Source organism: Ferrovibrio sp., assembly GCF_035304305.1.
GTDB lineage: Bacteria > Pseudomonadota > Alphaproteobacteria > Ferrovibrionales > Ferrovibrionaceae > Ferrovibrio.
On the sequence record NZ_DATGQG010000160.1, the window covers coordinates 1 to 16,358 of the forward strand.

Here is a 16,358-nt window from a genome sequence, read left to right on the forward strand (position 1 = left end):
GGCGGAGCCGGTGGTGGCGGCGCTGGTGCAGGCGGAGCTGGTACTGGTGGCGGTGGAGCCGGTGCCGGCGGAGCTGGTGCTGGCGGAGCTGGTGGCGCCGGGGATTCAGGAGCAGGAAGCGGTTCGGATGGTGGAGCCGGCGGCACCGGTGGCGGGGCGTCCGGCGGTGGAGCTGGGGCCGGGGCTGGCAGCGGTGCGGGTGCCGGTGGAAGCGGTTCTGCAGGCGCCGGTTCAGGCGCCGGAGGAAGTGCTGGAGGCGCCGGCTCAGGAGGCAGTGGAGCTGGCGGAGGCGCAGGAGCGGGCGGCACCGGTGCGGGTGCCGGTGGAAGCGGCTCCGCGAGCGGATCGAGCGGTGGCAGTGGCGGCTCTGGTTCCAGCGCAGGCAGCGGTTCTGGTGGCGGCGGAAGCAGCAGCGCGGCCACCGGCGGGGCGACGGGAGCAACAGGTGGAAGCACGTCCGCAGGCGGCTCGGCGGCAACCTCCTCCGGATCGGGCGCCGCAGCTGCGTCCAATGCCGCAGCTGCGTCTGCTGCAGCGGCAGCCAGCTCAGGCGGCGATATGAGCGGCGGCCCGGGATCGGAGAATTCCGTCGGCGTGGGGACGAGCGGTGCCAATCCGGTCAGCGGCATCAGCATCCGTCGGATCGCAACCGGGCGGATGATCGTCAGCGGCTCCGCCTCCGCGGCCAGCCGTTCCGGCCAGCAGTCTGCCAGCACCGGATTGGGCCTGACGGTGAGCGGAAACGGTGAAGATGGCGGCCGTGCACCGGCACCTGCAAACTTCAGCCGCGGAACGGGCGTCCTTGCGATGCCGCTGCCGCCGCTGAGTCCGGCCGGGCCACGTCCCTCCGTGACGATAGAGCCCCTGCCCGCCCACAGCGTCCTGGGCCGTGGCGCCGGCGTGTATTAGGAGATGGACATATCGAAGGAAAATGGTCGGAGCGGCGGGATTTGAACCCACGACCCCCAGTCCCCCAGACTGATGCGCTACCAGGCTGCGCTACGCTCCGACCGGGTCAGCTGGGTCGCCCGGAAAAGCAGGGCGGCCGAAGCTGAGCGGCGCGCACTATACTCACCCCCCGGCGGCACCGCAACACAACCAAGCCGTTGATTTTCAGCGGGTCGCCAAACGTCGCCGGATCAGCGGTTGTGGCGCGCGACAATGTCAGCGTGAATTGCCTCAAGCTCCCTGAGGCAGGTTTTCAGCGCCTTCTGAAGATTGCCCATATCGCCCAGTAGGTCGAATGGAAGACCCGTCTGTCGGCTGTCCGCCGCAGTGGAGGACTTCATCGGGGCCTGCCTGGATGCAGCCAGGGGCGACCCCGTGCCCGACTTCGCCCGCGCTTTTACGGCCTTGGCCAGACCGCCTTCGCGCAGAAGCTTCTGGACGCCACGGATCGTGTAGCCCTGGTCATGCAGCAGGCCACGAATTTCAGTCAGGAGCGCAATGTCTTCGGTTCTGTAGTAGCGGCGGCCGCCGCTGCGCTTCACCGGGCGAATCTGATGGAATTTCTTTTCCCAGAAACGGAGTACATGCTGCGGGAGATCCAGCGCTTCCGCGACCTCACCGATCGTCCGGAAGGCGCCTTCCGTCTTGGTTCTGGCGGTTCTGCTCCTGACCGCCTTGTCCTGCTCCCGTGTCTGCCGTTCCAAACTGCTCTCAGTCATCACTCATGTCAGTTACGCTTTGGCCTGAGCGGCATGCATTCCGGCATTGATCTTCTCTTTCAGCACGTGGCTGGCCCGGAAGACCAGTACTTTTCTCGGCTCGATCGGGACTTCCTGCCCCGTCTTGGGATTGCGTCCCATTCGACCGCCCTTTGAGCGGACCTGAAAGGTGCCGAAAGACGAAATCTTGACCGTATGGTCGGCGATCAGGCTCTCGATGATCTCGTTCAGGACGGTTTCGACCAGCTGAGCCGACTCACTGCGGGACAATCCGACCTCCTGGTAGATTGCCTCGCTCAGTTGTGCCCGCGTCAAGGTGTTACCGGCCATAACCCACCGCCCCCTTTGGCAAATTTTATTGATCTGACGCTAACTTATGCCCAGCCAAGCGTCAATACGACGTTTGGCCGAATCCGTGCCGGATTTCGGGTGGTTAGAGGGGAAAATTCTACCGGATTGGGAATTCGGCCGGGGTACGGCCTACCAGCGGACCAGCGCGCTACCCCAGGTAAAACCGCCACCCATGGCTTCGAGCAGCACGATCTGGCCCTGCTGGATGCGGCCGTCCGCGACGGCCTCTGCCAGCGCAAGCGGAACCGACGCCGCCGAGGTATTGCCATGCCGGTCGACGGTGAGCACAACCCGGTCCGTCGACAGTCCGAGCTTGCGGGCAGTGCCGTCGATAATGCGCTTGTTCGCCTGGTGAGGCACCAGCCAGTCGATTTCCGACGGCTGCATGTCGACGGCATCAAGCGTCTCCTTGACGACGTCGGCGAGATTGACCACCGCGTGGCGGAAAACTTCCTTGCCGAGCATGCGCAGATGTCCCGTCGTCTGGGTACTTGAGGGACCGCCGTCAACATAGAGCAGATCGTGATGGCGTCCGTCGGAATGCAGGTGGGTGGTCAGCACGCCGCGATCGGCATTGCTTCCCTCACCCTTCTCCGCCCTGAGCACGAGCGCACCCGCGCCATCCGCGAACAGGACGCATGTGGTGCGGTCGGTCCAGTCGAGAATGCGGGAAAACGTTTCCGCACCAATGACCAGTGCTGCCTTGGCCTGTCCTGCCTTGATGAAATTATCTGCCGTGGCCAGCGCATAGACGAAACCCGAGCAGACCGCCTGGACGTCGAACGCGAAACCGCGCGTCATTCCAAGCCCTGCCTGGACACGACAGGCCGTTGCCGGAAATGTCTCGTCCGGCGTGGCCGTTGCAAGCACGATCAGATCGATCTCGTCCGCAGTCATGCCGGCGTGGGCCAGCGCTGCCTGCGCGGCCTTCAGCGCAAGGTCGGATGTCTTCTCGTTGTCTGCCGCGATATGGCGCTGGCGGATGCCGGTCCGTTCGGTGATCCACTCATCCGAAGTATCGACCATTTTCGCAAGTTCGGCATTGGTCAGAATCCGCTCCGGCAGATAACTGCCGCACCCAGCAACAACGGAGCGGATCATGAAGCCCTCACACTCAAATCCTGCGACTCCTGCGGGAGTTCACTGGTATTGGCGGCGACACCGGGTCGCGCGAACAACGAGCTGGCAAACGCACCGGAGAAATCGGCCTTGATGCGATCGATCAGGCGATCCTGCGCCATATCGATCGCGACTTCCAGTGCGGCGGCAAAACCGACTTCATCGGTGCCGCCGTGACTCTTTACGGCAATGCCGTTCAGACCGAGCAGAACCCCGCCGTTGTAAAAACGCGGATCCATGCGGTCTCTCAGCATGCGCAGGCCGGAACTGGCCAGCAGATAACCAAGCTTGGTGAAGATCGAGCGCTGGAAGGCGGAGCGCAGAAGCGACGCCATCAGCTTCGCCGTACCCTCTGCCGTCTTCAAAGCGATATTGCCGGTGAACCCGTCAGTCACGATGACATCGACCTCGCCCTTGGTGATGTCATCGCCTTCGACAAAACCGACGAACTCGAAGGGAGGATTCTCGACGGCGCGCAACAGATCGGCGGCACTGCGTACCTCGTCGTGGCCTTTCAGCTCCTCGACGCCGACATTCAGCAGACCGACCCGCGGGCGGTGACGGCCGAGCGCCGAATGCGCGAGATTCGCGCCCATGACCGCGAACTGCACCAGATTCCGGGCATCGCATTCGACATTGGCGCCGAGGTCGAGAACGACCGTCTCGCCCTTCATCGTTGGCAGGAACGAAGCGATCGCAGGCCGCTCGATGCCGGGGAGAGTCCGTAGCACGAACTTCGCCATCGCCATCAGTGCGCCGGTATTCCCGGCGGACAACACCGCCTGCGCCTCGTGATTGGCTACGGCGTCGATGGCCAGGCGCATGCTCGAGTTGCGCCCGCGGCGCAGGGCCTGACTCGGTTTGTCGTCGCTGAGAACCCGTTCGGCAGTGTGCCGCAGCTCGCAGCGATCCTGAAGCGCCGGATAGCGGCGCAGCAGCGGCTCGACCTCGCCGGCGTCGCCGAACATGATGAATTTCACATTCGGAAAGCGCGAGACCACAGCTGCCGCGCCCTTCACCACCATATCGGGAGCGTGATCTCCTCCCATGGCGTCGAGCGCAATGTTCAAGGCCGCGGTCACCCCGTTGCCCTAGCCCTTCAGGATTGTACGGAGGCCGTCAGGCGGCGGCCGACTTCGCCACCACTTCGCGCCCGTCGTAATGGCCACAGGCGGGGCAGACGTGATGGGGGCGCTTCAGTTCGCCGCAGTTGCTGCATTCATTGTAGGCGCTGGCTTTCAGCGCGTCGTGCGAACGGCCCATGTCGCGCTTGGAGGCGGACTTCTTCTTCTTCGGAACAGCCATGATACATCTCTCTCAATCTGCGCGATGCGGCGCACTCCGGCGCGACCCGCTCCCGTCAAAAAATCCCCGCCTATATACTCTTGGCGCGCCCGGGGACCAAGCGCTTTTGCCTATTCCTTTTTTCCTGTCCTCAGCTTCGCCAGAGCGGCGAAGGGACTGACCTTTTCACTTGCGTCCGGATCCGGCCGATACCCCTCGGGAAACCCCGCCCCCGGTTTCCGGGGATAGGGATCGAGTGCCAGAGCCAGGGCTTCCGCCACCACCACCCCGACATCGATCGTTCCGTCGACCAGCGGATCCGGCGGATCCTCCGCCTCCGGATCGAGCCATTCCGCCTCGTCTTCATCACCCCCGGCAGCCTGGCCGCTGTCCGGGGCCGGAGCAAACCGTCGCACGAAACTCTCGCCCACATGTTGCCGCACCGCCTCCAGCGACACCACGCAGGTCTGCTCCACCTCGGCTTCGAACTGAGCTTTGAGGAGGAAATGTCCGGCCTGCGCAGGATCGGGAACGATCCGGATTTGCGCGGAAAGGCCCAGCACAGCAGGGATTTGCAGCTGCCTCGCCAGGCTTTCGCGGGCTTTGCCGTCAGGGTTCAGCTGCAGCAGCACGCCTTCCGGACCAATCCGGTCGACCTGCACAATATGGCTGAACTCGCCGCCGGGCACAGCTTGCGACACACCGACCTCTCAAGCAACGCTATCGGGCCCTGCCGGCCGTCAAGGCGGCGGAACATACGGGCAAGCTGCTCCCGGGTCAACCTTCCGGCAGAAAGCCCGACCTGTCACCAGACAGGAGCCGGGAAGGACGGATTTCCGCCAAAAAGCTCCTGATCGGCCTGTAATGCCAGAATAGCATCTGTCCGGCGGACGTAGCCGGCCATGGCGTCGATTCGCTCGGGGGACGGCTTGGCCGTTCTAAAAAGGTTCCTCACCAGTGCATCCTTCAGCATGCCGGGGTCATCGGCGGCAAGGCCGCTTTCATAGGCATCGACGCGTCCGTAGAACGCCTGCGCCATCTGTTTCACCTTCTTCCCGACGCTCAGATCCCCCACTCCGATTTCCCGGAGACTGTTGTCCATGTCCGCAAACATGAGGTCGAACAGGGCCTGGTTCAGGATGGCGCCGTCAGGCCTGACCCGGCCGAGGCGGCGCATGAGGAGAAACGCGTGCAGCAGTATCATGTCGAACCGACCGTCCAGGGTATCCGGCACGCCCAGCTGGCTGTAGAAATCGGACTTCCTCGCCTGGGTAACAATGGCGGTGTAAAGCTCGGTCGTCTGTGCCGGCTGCCGGCGACGGTTCAGCCAGGCAAAAATGAAGTTCAGCATTCTGTCCTTGCGGCTTCGGTGAGGAGGCGCGGGTTTGCCTCGTCGGGCGGGGGAGGATAATATCGGGACTGCTTCATAGCGAGTCCCGGGAATGCTGTCGTTTCGCCCTTTTGCCGCCGCCGTCACTCTTGCCTGCATCCTTGCCGCCTGCGCGCCGCGCCAGGACTATCGCGGCGTGACGCTCGATGAGGACAAACTCAGCCTCATCACGGTCGGCCAGACCACTGAAGCGCAGGTCGGGGCATTGCTGGGCTCTCCGTCGACAACCTCGACTTTCCCCGAATGGGGCACAACCTACTACTACATCTCCAGCGAAACCGAGGCAGTCGCCTTTCTCGCGCCGGAGTTGATCGATCAGCAGGTGGTGGCGATCAACTTCGACAAGGACAACAAAGTTAAGTCCATCAAGCGCTACGGCCTGAAAGACGGGAAACAGGTTGCCTTCGTCGATCGCGAGACGCCGACCCGCGGCAAGGAACTGACGGTGCTGGAGCAGCTGTTCGGCAACCTTGGCCGCTTCAACAGCGCGAGCGGCGGCGCTACCGGCAATACCGGCGGCTATCGTCCCTGATCGCGGTCGCTGACCCCCGCTTCCGCAAAAGTGGCCATGCCGGCGTGACAGGCCACTGCGGCACGCAGAACGCCGAGTGCAGTCGCGGCACCGGAAGCCTCGCCCAGGCGCATTCCCAGATCCAGTAGCGGGCTCTGGCCGAGCGCTTCCAGCAGACGCCGATGTCCCGGTTCCGCCGAGACATGGCCGGCCAGGCAGTGATCCAGTCCGGTGGCGTTCAGGCTGGCGAGAACGGCCCCGGCAGCCCCGACCACAAAGCCATCCAGCAAAACTGGCACTGAGCGACGCCTTGCTTCGAGCAGGGCGCCAAACATCGCGGCCAGTTCGCGGCCTCCGAGACGACGCAGGGCTTCCAGCGGATCGCGCGCTGAGTCGCCGTGCAGCCTGAGCCCCTGCTCCACGACGCGGATCTTGTTGGCCAATGCGGCACCGCCGACACCGGTGCCGGGGCCTACCCAATCCTTTGCATTACCGCCAAGCAGCGAGGCCGTCAGAGCCGCAGCAACCGTCGTGTTGCCGATGCCCATTTCGCCGAGGAGAAGCAGGTCGCAGGACTCCGGTACGGCTCCGGCCCCCGCATTGATCGCCGCCAGACATTCTGCCTCGCTCATGGCCGGAGCCGACGTGAAGTCGGCCGTCGGCCGCTCGAGCTCAAGCGGTATGATGGTCAGCGCGGCATCATGAAGCCGCGCCAGCTGATTGATAGCTGCTCCCCCGCGCCGGAAATTGGCCACCATCTGCGTCGTGACCTCCGCCGGAAAGGCGGAAACGCCCTGCGCGGTGACCCCGTGATTTGCGGCAAAGATCAGGATATGGATCGCATCGAGTTTCGGGATGGCGCGCCGCTGCCATCCCGCAAGATGAAATACTACGCTTTCCAGACGTCCCAGCGAGCCTGTCGGCTTCGTCAATGTCGCATCACGCCCCCGGGCGACAGATGGTGCAGCGGAATCGGGAGACGGGAGCCGGGCAACCGCTTTACGGATGTCGTCGAAGTTTTTGAATTCCGAGTCCATCGGGTCCCCGCCTGCCTCGCCAAGAATGGCCCGGGTGCTATAAAATACCGGCACTGCAACCGCAACGGCAAACCATGACCGACTCCGGGCCAAATCCCGCAGATGCATCGTCGTCGCATTCCCGTCTGGCGGACATCGCCGCCGCAATCCAGCTGCTGACCCGAATCCCGCTTCGTAGCCGCGCCGGTGCACCGGCGAACTATGCAGCCGCGGCCTGGGTTTTTCCTCTGGTCGGAGCCACGATCGGCTTCCTGGGCGGTTTGGTTTTTCTTGTTGCCAACCGGGTAGGCATCGGGATTGGCAGCGCCACCCTATTGGCAATCGGCGCCCAGGTTCTGCTGACAGGCGGGCTACACGAGGATGGGCTCGCCGATGCGGCGGACGGATTGGGCGGGGGCCGTGACCGCGAGCAGAAGCTGGCCATCATGCGCGACAGTCGAATCGGGACCTACGGCGTCATTGCGCTGATCCTGGCATTCGGGTTGCGCTTCGCTGCGATCGATGAACTCGCCAACAGCCTGATATCCTCATCGGACGAATACGATCAGACCGTCAGCCATATCAGCGCCGTGATCATCGCCCTGACAGCGGCGGGTGCCGTTTCGCGCTCCGCGATGGTGGTGCCGTGGTATGTGCTGCCGGCAGCACGCAGCAACGGGCTCGCTGCCTCAGGAGGGGCCGTGCCGACAGGATCGGCGGTGGCCAGCACCCTGCTTGGTGCGGCGCTGGCCTTCCTTCTGCTTCCCTTCGAAACCTGGGCCACCGTCATGGGCGCGGCAGCGGTGATCTGCGGGCTTGTCCTCGTTATCGCCAGGCGGCAGGTCGGCGGGCATACGGGCGATGTGCTCGGCGCCACGCAACAGGTGAGCGAGATCGCCGTTCTGCTGGCCATTGCGGCAGTCACGATCGCTATCTGACAGTGCAAAACGAAAAAGGGCCGGGGTTTACCCGGCCCTTTCCAGTTCAGGATCGCTCCGCTTCAGCCGTGCGCCAGGACGGCGAGCAGCAGCAGGGCGACAATGTTGGTGATCTTGATCAGCGGGTTCACCGCCGGGCCGGCGGTGTCCTTGTACGGATCGCCGACGGTGTCGCCGGTCACCGCAGCCTTATGGGCTTCGGATCCCTTGCCACCGTGATGGCCTTCCTCGATGTACTTCTTGGCGTTGTCCCACGCACCGCCGCCTGCCGTCATCGAAATGGCGACGAACAGACCGGTGACGATCACGCCCAGCAGCATCGCACCAACGGCAGCAAAGGCCGCAGGCTGGCCGGCAATCCAGTTGATCACGAAGTACAGGACAATCGGGCTGAGCACCGGCAGCAGGCTGGGAATGATCATTTCCTTGATTGCCGCCTTGGTCAGCAGGTCGACGGCCTTGGAATAGTCCGGCTTGGCCGTCCCTTCCATGATACCGGCGATCTCCTTGAACTGCCGCCGCACTTCCACCACGACCGAGCCGGCCGCACGGCCGACAGCGGTCATGCCCATCGCGCCAAACAGATACGGCAGCAGACCGCCGATCAGCAGGCCGACGACGACGTACGGATTGCTCAGGGAGAAGTCGATCGTCACATCCTTGAAGAAGTACTTCAGGTCTTCGGTGTAGGCTGCGAACAGAACCAGCGAACCGAAGCCGGCCGAGCCGATCGCGTAACCCTTGGTGACGGCCTTGGTAGTGTTGCCGACCGCATCCAGGGCATCCGTCGTCTTGCGGACTTCCTTCGGCAGGTCCGACATCTCGGCAATGCCGCCGGCGTTATCGGTCACCGGACCATAGGCATCCAGCGCCACGATAATGCCCGCCAGCGCCAGCATCGTGGTGACGGCGATAGCAATGCCCAGCAGGCCAGCGAGGATGTAGGTGGCGATGATACCGGCAACGATGAACAGCGCCGGCAGGGCCGTCGCTTCCATCGAGACCGCAAGGCCCTGGATCACGTTGGTGCCGTGACCCGTGGTCGAAGCCTGCGCCACGCTCTTCACCGGCCGGTAGTCGGTGCCAGTGTAATACTCGGTGGCCCAGACGATCAGCGCAGTGACCACCAGACCGATGATGCCGCACCAGAACAGCGCCTGCGCGGTAAAGGTCTTGGCGCCGGCGGTGAAGGTGGCATCCATGCCGCCGAGCACCCAGGAGGTGATCGGCCAGAGCGCGATCGCCGACAGGATGCCGGTCACAATCAGACCCTTGTACAGCGCGCCCATGATGTTCTGGCTGCTGCCAAGGCGGACGAAGAACGTGCCGATCACCGAGGTGATGATGCAGGCACCGGCAATGACCAGCGGATAGGCCATGAACTTCGCGACGACGGCAGCGTCAGCGGCGAAGTAAATCGAGGCCAGAACCATGGTCGCGACGATGGTCACGGCATAGGTCTCGAACAGGTCGGCGGCCATGCCGGCGCAGTCGCCGACGTTGTCGCCCACGTTGTCCGCGATCACGGCCGGGTTACGCGGATCATCTTCCGGAATGCCGGCCTCGACCTTGCCCACCAGGTCGGCACCGACGTCGGCGCCCTTGGTGAAGATACCGCCGCCGAGACGGGCGAAGATCGAGATCAGCGACGAGCCGAAGCCGAGCGCGACTAGAGCGTCGATCATTTCACGCGGCGGAGCGTTCAGGCCGCGCAGGATGACGTAGTAGACGGCAACACCGAGCAGCGCGAGGCCAACCACCAGCAGGCCGGTGACGGCGCCCGATTTGAAAGCGATGCCGAGTGCATGCTCCATCCCCTTGCGAGCGCCTTCCGCAGTGCGGACGTTGGCGCGCACGGAGACGTTCATGCCGATATAACCGGCGGCCCCCGAAAGGACGGCGCCGATGATGAAGCCGATGGCAACCTTCAGGCCGAGCGTGAAGCCGATGATGACGGCCACCACGATGCCGACGATTGCAATGGTGCGATACTGGCGGTTGAGGTAGGCGGAGGCGCCTTCCTGAATGGCAGCGGCGATCTCCTGCATGCGCTGATTGCCCGCCGATTCGGCGAGCACCGAACGCGACGTCCAGATGCCGTACAACAACGCCAACACGCCACAGGCGATGGCGAACCACAACTCAGTCATGAGCGCTTTCCCTTCGTAATGCGATTTATTGGACCGAGATCCGCCCGTTCCGCCGAGGACGGCCGACGGGGTACGCAACTGTTATTTCTTATGCCCCCTGCAGACTCGGCATGGGGCAAACACCGCAGCGTTATGCCAGAGATGCATCGGACGCGCAATATCCCTTGTATTTCCTGCGCTTAGGCCGGGGAAATGACCCGCCGGCGCTGCAGGAACAGCCAAAGTGCCGCAAGACCTGCGATCAGGACGAACGGCAGCGCGGAAAGCGGCACGAAGTCCCAGCCCCAATGGTAAAGCATCTTGCCCGACCCCAGCGAAGCCAGGGCGACCGTGCCAAAGACAAGGAAATCGTTCAGGGCCTGGGTCTTGTTGCGCTCGGCCGGCTGGTAGACCTCGGTCAGCAGGGCCGTTCCCCCGATATACATGAAGTTCCATCCCACTCCGAGCAGCAGCAACGCCACCTGAAAGTTGAGGACCTCGACGCCGCTCAGGGCAACGGTGATGCAGACCACGTTCAGCAGCGCACCAAGGATGATGATGCGCAGCGCACCGAACCGGGCAATCAGATTCCCCGTGAAGAAGCTGGGAAAATACATCCCGAAGACATGCCACTGGATTACGGTTGCCGCCGCCGCAAAGGGATGCTCGCAGATTTGCATGGCCAGCGGCGTGGCGGTCATCAGCAGGTTCATGACGCCATAGCCGAACATCCCGGCCAGTGCCGCGACGACGAAGCCGGGCTGGCGGATGATCTCGACCAGGGGGCGTCCCTGCTCCTTGAGCTCGCTGACCGTCGGCCGTGGAATCGTCACCGCCGTCAGGATGGCAAGAACGAGGACCGGAAGGGCAGCGGCGACCAGATAGGACGCCAGAAAGAGTTGGGGCGTGAGCAATTCACGCGTGTGCTTGGCGATCTCGGGGCCAAGAAAGGCGGATACCAGCCCGCCGACCATGACCCAGGAAATTGCCCGGCTCTTCATGTCTGCCGGTGCGATATCGGCCGCGGCGAACCGGTATAGCTGCACGAAGGCACTGGAGCCGCCGAAGATGAAAGCGCCGAGACAGAACAGCCAGAAATGGCCGATATACACGCCCCTGGCGGCGATCAGCGAACCGGCAATGGCGATGCAGCAGCCGAGCATGAAGCCTAGCTTGCGACCGAACCGCCGCATCAGCATCGAGGCCGGAATGGTCGCCAGCGCCGTCCCCCCGACCACGAAGGTCACTGGCAGGGTCGCCAGTGCCTTGTCGTCAGCCAGAATATGGCCGACCAGGCCGCCCAGGGTGACCTGCAGGGTCACGGCCGAGTTCGACAGCGCCATGCAGAGAGACAGGATTAACACATTCCGCCGGGCGGCGGCGGGCGACAGCGCTGTCATGGGAGACCGATTCTACTTATTTTAACTGGCTTATTATATTGAGAAGCAGAACCTGCGTCACCACGCCCTTGCCCAGAACCTCGTCTGTCGGGCCCCGCAGGCGCTCGCGGACGCCGAAGAGATCCTTGGCGGTGAAACGCTCCGGAACGTCGATCGGGGGGCCTTTCAGCAACTCCGTGATGTAGCGATCCCGCAGCAGGTGCATCTTCTCATTCACGATCGGCACGTTGTCCGGCGGCACCTCGAGATGCAGGACCAGCATGACCTCGCGGACCTTCTGGTTTTCCGGCTTCACATAGACGCTGAATGGCTCAAGCGGGACAAAGGCCGGGCGCTTGACCGGCATGGGGGGCGGCGGATCGCTGGGATCCACAGCCTCCTCTTCCTCCTTGGGCGAGAAGATCAGCAGGTAGGCGGCAATCCCGCCGCCTGCCAGAGTCGCCAGCACCAGCACTACGATCAGAATGATTGCGATCTTCCGCAAACCCCCTCCTGCACCCGCCTGCTACGCCGGGCCGGCAAAATGCTGGAAGCCGCCATGCTCCAGCTGCACCGGCCTGCCGGCAGAATCCAGCACCCCAACGCCGTGTCCGGGTTCAAGATACCCGATTTTGGTGACATTCAACCTGGTCAACTTCGACAGGTCCCGCAGACGGTCGGCCGCAGCCGGCGGCGCGGAAAAAACCAGCTCGTAATCGTCACCGCCGCCCAGGATGACAGACAGCAATTCCGGCGCATCCGCCAGCGCCTGACGGGCGGCCTGCGAAAGCGGCACCGAATCGGCGTTCAAAACGGCACGCAATCCGGAGGCGGCAGCGATGTGTCCGACATCCTGAACCAGGCCGTCCGAGATATCCATTGCGGCGTGGGCCAGGTTTCGCAGTCCGGCACCGAATGCAAGTCGCGGCGAAGGCAGATGCAGCCGGGCGTCGAAGACCATCGCAGCGGCACTCGAGAACAGCCGTCCGTTCAGCTTGGCCTCGAGGCCAAGTGCCGCGTCGCCAATGCTGCCGGTCACGTAGAGGTCATCCCCCGCTACCGCGCCTCCCCGTCGCAGCATCTGTCCGGTCGGTACCGCCCCGAATGCGGTGATCGCCAGTGTTATGCCCGAGGGACTGCGGGTAGTGTCGCCGCCATGCAGCGGGCAGTTGAAGGCTTTCTGGTCCATCGCCAGACCAGCCGTGAAAGCCTCGAGCCAGGCTTCATCCAGTGGTACCGGAAGCCCCAGCACCAGCTGATAGCCAATCGGCTCCGCGCCCTTCGCAGCCAGATCCGACAGATTGACCCGCAGCAATTTGCGCGCGATCCGCTGGGCGCCGTCCGACTTGAGGAAATGGACGCCCTCAATCATTGCATCAGTGGTGACGACAATGTCGTGACCGGCCGGCGCGCGGATAATCGCCGCATCGTCACGCAGGCCATAGGCGCCCGGAACGCTGCTGGCCAACGGGGCCAGATAGCGGGCGATCAGTTCGAATTCGCCGAGGCTCTCCTGCCCCGCCATGACAGTTAGCCGTTCGATGGAGACGGAAATTCGCCGGGCCGCTGGCGCCGCGCCACGGCATCAATGACGCCGTTGGCAAACTTGATCTCGCGCGAGCTGAAAAAGGCGCGAACGATGCCGAGATACTCATCAATGATTGTTGCCGCCGGAACGTCGATACGTGCAACCAGTTCGTAAGCGGCGCAGCGGAGCGCATAGCGGAGAATTGCCTCCATGCGCTCCAGCGCATCGGCGCGCGGCATGGCGGCGCGGATCAGCTCGTCCAGCTCCGGCTGCCGTTTGGCGACGCCGCGCACGATCTCGGCGAACCAGTCGGCATCAGCCTCGCGCATCTGGACGCCTTCGATTTCCTCGTTCTGGCGGTTGGCGCGGAAATCGGCAATCACCGCTTCAGCAGCGGTCCCTCCGAACTCGATCTCGTAGAGGGCCTGGACGGCGAACAAGCGCGCAACCGACCGGCGTCCGGCAGGTCGAAGACTGCGATTGCTGCGCCGCTGCCCTCCCTCGCTCATGCCGAAAACAGCTGTTTGAGTCCGATCATCGCAACACATGCCAGTGCCGCGCCGCCGCCCTTGTCCTGCCGGTCCTTGCGCGCACGCTCCCAGGCCTGCTCCTCGTTCTCGACGGTGATTACGCCGTTGCCGATGGCAAGCTGGTAGTCGATGGCCAGCTGCTGCAGCCCCCGGGCGCTTTCATTGACGACGACGTCGTAATGCGACGTCTCGCCGCGAATGACGCATCCCAGCGCCACATAGCCGTCGTAAGCACGATCACCCTTGCGGTTCATGGCGAAGCGTATCGCAGCCGGCAGCTCGAGTGCACCCGGCACGTCGATGCGGTCGTAATCGAAATCCGACGCCTCGATCACCGCCTTGGCTCCTTCGAACAACGCATCCGCAATGTCCTCGTAGAAGCGGGCCTCGACAATCAGGATCCGCGGTTTGCGGATTTCGATGGCAAGATCACCCCGGACCTGCGACTTCCGCGTCGAGAATGCCTTCACCTTGCCCGTCTTTTTCGAGCCCGGCTTCTTGGCGGCCGGCTTTTTCGCGCGCGATACCATCTCTCTCAGTTCTCCCTGCCAATCTCGATGGGCCGGGTTTCCACGACGGTTAGCCCGTAACCGTCCAGACCGACGATGGTTCGCTGCACATTTGACAGCAGGATCATGTCCTTCACCCCCAGATCGATCAAGATCTGCGCCCCGATGCCATAATCCCGGAGTTGCGGAGAGTTTTCAACCGGTTCTCCGATCTTCCGCCGCACCCGATCCGACAGGGCTGTCGCCCGGGGTTCGCGGATCAGGATCACAACCCCGCGGCCCGCCTCCCCGATCATGCGCATTGCGCTGTGCAGAACGCCCGAGCGCCCGCCGTGGTCACCTAGGACATCCTCGATCACGTTCATCGCATGGACCCGAACCATGACCGGCTTGCCGTCTGAAATGTCGCCCTTCACCAGCGCAATATGCTCGGCATATTCGACGCGGTTGCGGTAGACGATCATGCGGAAACGGCCGCCCCAGATGCTGTCGATTTCACTCTCGACCACCTTTTCGACAAGGTTGTCGTGGCGACGGCGATATCCGATCAGGTCGACGATGGTCCCGATCTTCAGATTGTGGAACTGGGCGAATTTCACCAGGTCGGGCAGCCGCGCCATGGTGCCGTCATCATTCATGATCTCGCAGATAACACCGGCTGGCGTCAGTCCCGCGAGGCGGGCGATATCGACCGCAGCTTCGGTATGCCCCGCGCGAACCAGCGTGCCGCCATCCCGCGCCATGAGGGGGAAGATGTGGCCCGGCACGGCGATATCCTGCGGCCCCTTGGTGGGGTCGATGGCAACGGCAATGGTATGCGCCCGGTCAGCTGCCGAGATACCGGTTGTAACCCCTTCGCGCGCCTCGATCGAAACGGTGAAAGCCGTCTGGTGCCGGGAGGCATTGTGCTGCGCCATCAATGGCAGGCCGAGCTGCTCGATGCGCTGCCTCGTCAGCGCCAGGCAGATCAGTCCGCGGCCGTAACGGGCCATGAAGTTGATCGCGTTCGCATCGGCCATGTCTGCCGGAATGTAGAGATCGCCTTCATTCTCGCGATCCTCTTCATCCACAAGAATGACCATCCGCCCCTTTCGGGCTTCCTCAATGATCTCCTCGCTGGACGCCAGATAACGCTTGAGGTCGTCGACGCTCATTTCCCTTTGCCCCAATGCTGCAACCGGGCGACATAGCGCGCCAGCACGTCGATCTCCACATTGACCTTCGCCCCGGGCTTCAGATCGCCGAGGGTCGTTACCTGCCGGGTATGCGGAATGAGGTTGACTCCGAAACGGTCATGCTCGACGGCATTGACGGTGAGCGACGCGCCGTCGATCGTAATCGATCCCTTCTCGGCAATGTAGGCGGCGAGCGCTTCCGGAACACGGAAGTCGACACGGAGTGAATCGCCTTCGGGTTCGACCTTCTCAACGACGGCAATGCCGTCGACATGGCCCGAGACGATATGGCCGCCCAGCTCGTCGCCGATCTTCAGGCTGCGCTCAAGGTTGACCCGGCTGCCTTCGCGCCAGCTGCCGAGGACTGTGCGCGACATCGTCTCCGCCGAAACATCCACGGCGAACCAGTCGTCCCCCTTCTGCACGACGGTCAGGCAGACGCCGGAGCAGGCAATCGAGGCCCCGATGGCGATGCTGGCCGTGTCAAAGCTGGTCCGGATGCGGAAACGGGTGTCGCCGCGCGTCTCGACGGCAGAGACGGTACCGATATCAGTGATGATGCCTGTAAACATGGGTCTAGTATTAGAGGGCGCGGTCGAAGGTTTCCAGCAGGTCGTCGCCCAGAATATTGGCCTTCACCCGGCGCCAGCGCGGAGCTTCCGCAACGGAATCCACGCCAAATGCCGCTACGGACGGCAAACCGTCGCCCCCGATCACGCCGGGAGAGCGGAACCAGACCATGCTGTCCACCAGGTCGGCGCGGACAAGGCTGGCTGCCAGGCGCCCGCCGCCCTCTACCAGCAGGCGGGTGATACCCCGCTCGGCCATTGCC

Annotated in this window: 19 protein-coding genes, 1 tRNA gene and 1 pseudogene; 3 read left to right on the top strand and 18 right to left on the bottom strand. The window is 63.6% G+C overall.

Annotation, left to right across the window (positions count from 1 at the left end; all coding sequences use genetic code 11):
• A pseudogene (locus VKZ87_RS17675) lies at positions 1 to 562 on the top strand (hypothetical protein); the annotation flags it as partial.
• 370 nt (positions 563 to 932) lie between these two features.
• Here the strand turns inward: VKZ87_RS17675 and VKZ87_RS17680 are convergent.
• From VKZ87_RS17680 to VKZ87_RS17715, 8 genes are all read right to left on the bottom strand, one after another.
• Positions 933 to 1,009 (bottom strand) — tRNA-Pro (locus tag VKZ87_RS17680).
• A 130-nt stretch (positions 1,010 to 1,139) separates the two neighbouring features.
• Positions 1,140 to 1,667, bottom strand: coding sequence for a MerR family transcriptional regulator (locus VKZ87_RS17685; protein WP_324222594.1), 528 nt, complete (start codon positions 1,665 to 1,667; stop codon positions 1,140 to 1,142).
• A gap of 12 nt (positions 1,668 to 1,679) precedes the next feature.
• Entirely contained in the window at positions 1,680 to 1,997 is a 318-nt protein-coding gene (locus VKZ87_RS17690) for an integration host factor subunit alpha (RefSeq protein ID WP_324222595.1), read from the bottom strand.
• A gap of 150 nt (positions 1,998 to 2,147) precedes the next feature.
• Positions 2,148 to 3,119, bottom strand: a complete 972-nt coding sequence (locus tag VKZ87_RS17695) for a beta-ketoacyl-ACP synthase III (RefSeq protein ID WP_324222596.1) — start codon at positions 3,117 to 3,119, stop codon at positions 2,148 to 2,150.
• A complete protein-coding gene (gene plsX / locus VKZ87_RS17700; RefSeq protein ID WP_414655663.1) occupies positions 3,116 to 4,219 on the bottom strand; it encodes a phosphate acyltransferase PlsX in 1,104 nt (367 codons plus the stop codon). The genes VKZ87_RS17695 and plsX overlap by 4 nt, the downstream gene beginning before the upstream one ends.
• A 37-nt stretch (positions 4,220 to 4,256) precedes the next feature.
• The gene (gene rpmF, locus VKZ87_RS17705; protein WP_324222598.1) at positions 4,257 to 4,442 is read right to left on the bottom strand and encodes a 50S ribosomal protein L32; all 186 of its coding nucleotides are present in this window, start codon (positions 4,440 to 4,442) and stop codon (positions 4,257 to 4,259) included.
• A 110-nt stretch (positions 4,443 to 4,552) separates the two neighbouring features.
• Positions 4,553 to 5,110, bottom strand: coding sequence for a DUF177 domain-containing protein (locus VKZ87_RS17710; protein WP_324222599.1), 558 nt, complete (start codon positions 5,108 to 5,110; stop codon positions 4,553 to 4,555).
• Between the two features lie 116 nt (positions 5,111 to 5,226).
• A complete protein-coding gene (locus VKZ87_RS17715) occupies positions 5,227 to 5,772 on the bottom strand; it encodes a ubiquinol-cytochrome C chaperone family protein (RefSeq protein WP_324222600.1) in 546 nt (181 codons plus the stop codon).
• A 91-nt stretch (positions 5,773 to 5,863) separates the two neighbouring features.
• On the opposite strand from VKZ87_RS17715, the gene VKZ87_RS17720 reads away from it, so the two are divergent.
• The gene (locus tag VKZ87_RS17720) at positions 5,864 to 6,343 is read left to right on the top strand and encodes an outer membrane protein assembly factor BamE (RefSeq protein WP_324222601.1); all 480 of its coding nucleotides are present in this window, start codon (positions 5,864 to 5,866) and stop codon (positions 6,341 to 6,343) included.
• Here the strand turns inward: VKZ87_RS17720 and cobT are convergent.
• Positions 6,331 to 7,359 (bottom strand): nicotinate-nucleotide--dimethylbenzimidazole phosphoribosyltransferase, encoded by a 1,029-nt coding sequence (cobT, locus tag VKZ87_RS17725; RefSeq protein WP_324222602.1) that lies wholly within the window; start codon positions 7,357 to 7,359, stop codon positions 6,331 to 6,333. The two genes, VKZ87_RS17720 and cobT, sit on opposite strands and share 13 nt — an antisense overlap.
• 74 nt (positions 7,360 to 7,433) lie before the next feature.
• Here cobT and cobS point away from each other — a divergent pair, with 74 nt between their 5' ends.
• Positions 7,434 to 8,276, top strand: coding sequence for an adenosylcobinamide-GDP ribazoletransferase (gene cobS / locus VKZ87_RS17730; protein ID WP_324222603.1), 843 nt, complete (start codon positions 7,434 to 7,436; stop codon positions 8,274 to 8,276).
• Between the two features lie 62 nt (positions 8,277 to 8,338).
• On the opposite strand, the gene VKZ87_RS17735 is transcribed toward cobS, so the two are convergent.
• From VKZ87_RS17735 to VKZ87_RS17775, 9 genes are all read right to left on the bottom strand, one after another.
• Positions 8,339 to 10,426 (bottom strand): sodium-translocating pyrophosphatase, encoded by a 2,088-nt coding sequence (locus VKZ87_RS17735; protein ID WP_324222604.1) that lies wholly within the window; start codon positions 10,424 to 10,426, stop codon positions 8,339 to 8,341.
• Between the two features lie 179 nt (positions 10,427 to 10,605).
• Positions 10,606 to 11,805, bottom strand: coding sequence for an MFS transporter (locus tag VKZ87_RS17740; RefSeq protein WP_324222605.1), 1,200 nt, complete (start codon positions 11,803 to 11,805; stop codon positions 10,606 to 10,608).
• Positions 11,806 to 11,821: 16 nt separating this feature from the next.
• On the bottom strand, positions 11,822 to 12,289 hold the full coding sequence (locus VKZ87_RS17745; RefSeq protein WP_324222606.1) for a hypothetical protein: 468 nt from the start codon (positions 12,287 to 12,289) through the stop codon (positions 11,822 to 11,824).
• A gap of 21 nt (positions 12,290 to 12,310) precedes the next feature.
• Complete coding sequence (gene thiL / locus VKZ87_RS17750) at positions 12,311 to 13,309, bottom strand: thiamine-phosphate kinase (protein ID WP_324222607.1); 999 nt, start codon at positions 13,307 to 13,309, stop codon at positions 12,311 to 12,313.
• Positions 13,310 to 13,314: 5 nt separating this feature from the next.
• On the bottom strand, positions 13,315 to 13,860 hold the full coding sequence (nusB, locus tag VKZ87_RS17755; protein WP_324222608.1) for a transcription antitermination factor NusB: 546 nt from the start codon (positions 13,858 to 13,860) through the stop codon (positions 13,315 to 13,317).
• The gene (locus VKZ87_RS17760; protein WP_324222609.1) at positions 13,818 to 14,372 is read right to left on the bottom strand and encodes a 6,7-dimethyl-8-ribityllumazine synthase; all 555 of its coding nucleotides are present in this window, start codon (positions 14,370 to 14,372) and stop codon (positions 13,818 to 13,820) included. The genes nusB and VKZ87_RS17760 overlap by 43 nt, the downstream gene beginning before the upstream one ends.
• Before the next feature lie 5 nt (positions 14,373 to 14,377).
• The gene (ribB, locus tag VKZ87_RS17765; RefSeq protein WP_324222610.1) at positions 14,378 to 15,505 is read right to left on the bottom strand and encodes a 3,4-dihydroxy-2-butanone-4-phosphate synthase; all 1,128 of its coding nucleotides are present in this window, start codon (positions 15,503 to 15,505) and stop codon (positions 14,378 to 14,380) included.
• Positions 15,502 to 16,098 (bottom strand): riboflavin synthase, encoded by a 597-nt coding sequence (locus tag VKZ87_RS17770; RefSeq protein ID WP_324222611.1) that lies wholly within the window; start codon positions 16,096 to 16,098, stop codon positions 15,502 to 15,504. The genes ribB and VKZ87_RS17770 overlap by 4 nt, the downstream gene beginning before the upstream one ends.
• Positions 16,099 to 16,108: 10 nt before the next feature.
• On the bottom strand, positions 16,109 to 16,358 hold a 250-nt coding region (locus VKZ87_RS17775), incomplete at its 5' end, for a RibD family protein (RefSeq protein ID WP_324222612.1).

Excerpts from the sequence above, each read along its gene's own strand:
- VKZ87_RS17685 (WP_324222594.1), bottom strand. The coding sequence starts at position 1,667 with ATGACTGAGAGCAGTTTGGAACGGCAGACACGGGAGCAGGACAAGGCG.
- VKZ87_RS17690 (WP_324222595.1), bottom strand. The coding sequence starts at position 1,997 with ATGGCCGGTAACACCTTGACGCGGGCACAACTGAGCGAGGCAATCTAC.
- VKZ87_RS17695 (WP_324222596.1), bottom strand. The coding sequence starts at position 3,119 with ATGATCCGCTCCGTTGTTGCTGGGTGCGGCAGTTATCTGCCGGAGCGG.
- rpmF (WP_324222598.1), bottom strand. The coding sequence starts at position 4,442 with ATGGCTGTTCCGAAGAAGAAGAAGTCCGCCTCCAAGCGCGACATGGGC.
- VKZ87_RS17715 (WP_324222600.1), bottom strand. The coding sequence starts at position 5,772 with ATGCTGAACTTCATTTTTGCCTGGCTGAACCGTCGCCGGCAGCCGGCA.
- VKZ87_RS17720 (WP_324222601.1), top strand. The coding sequence starts at position 5,864 with ATGCTGTCGTTTCGCCCTTTTGCCGCCGCCGTCACTCTTGCCTGCATC.
- cobT (WP_324222602.1), bottom strand. The coding sequence starts at position 7,359 with ATGGACTCGGAATTCAAAAACTTCGACGACATCCGTAAAGCGGTTGCC.
- cobS (WP_324222603.1), top strand. The coding sequence starts at position 7,434 with ATGACCGACTCCGGGCCAAATCCCGCAGATGCATCGTCGTCGCATTCC.
- VKZ87_RS17735 (WP_324222604.1), bottom strand. The coding sequence starts at position 10,426 with ATGACTGAGTTGTGGTTCGCCATCGCCTGTGGCGTGTTGGCGTTGTTG.
- VKZ87_RS17740 (WP_324222605.1), bottom strand. The coding sequence starts at position 11,805 with ATGACAGCGCTGTCGCCCGCCGCCGCCCGGCGGAATGTGTTAATCCTG.
- thiL (WP_324222607.1), bottom strand. The coding sequence starts at position 13,309 with ATGGCGGGGCAGGAGAGCCTCGGCGAATTCGAACTGATCGCCCGCTAT.
- nusB (WP_324222608.1), bottom strand. The coding sequence starts at position 13,860 with ATGTGTTGCGATGATCGGACTCAAACAGCTGTTTTCGGCATGAGCGAG.
- VKZ87_RS17760 (WP_324222609.1), bottom strand. The coding sequence starts at position 14,372 with ATGGTATCGCGCGCGAAAAAGCCGGCCGCCAAGAAGCCGGGCTCGAAA.
- ribB (WP_324222610.1), bottom strand. The coding sequence starts at position 15,505 with ATGAGCGTCGACGACCTCAAGCGTTATCTGGCGTCCAGCGAGGAGATC.
- VKZ87_RS17770 (WP_324222611.1), bottom strand. The coding sequence starts at position 16,098 with ATGTTTACAGGCATCATCACTGATATCGGTACCGTCTCTGCCGTCGAG.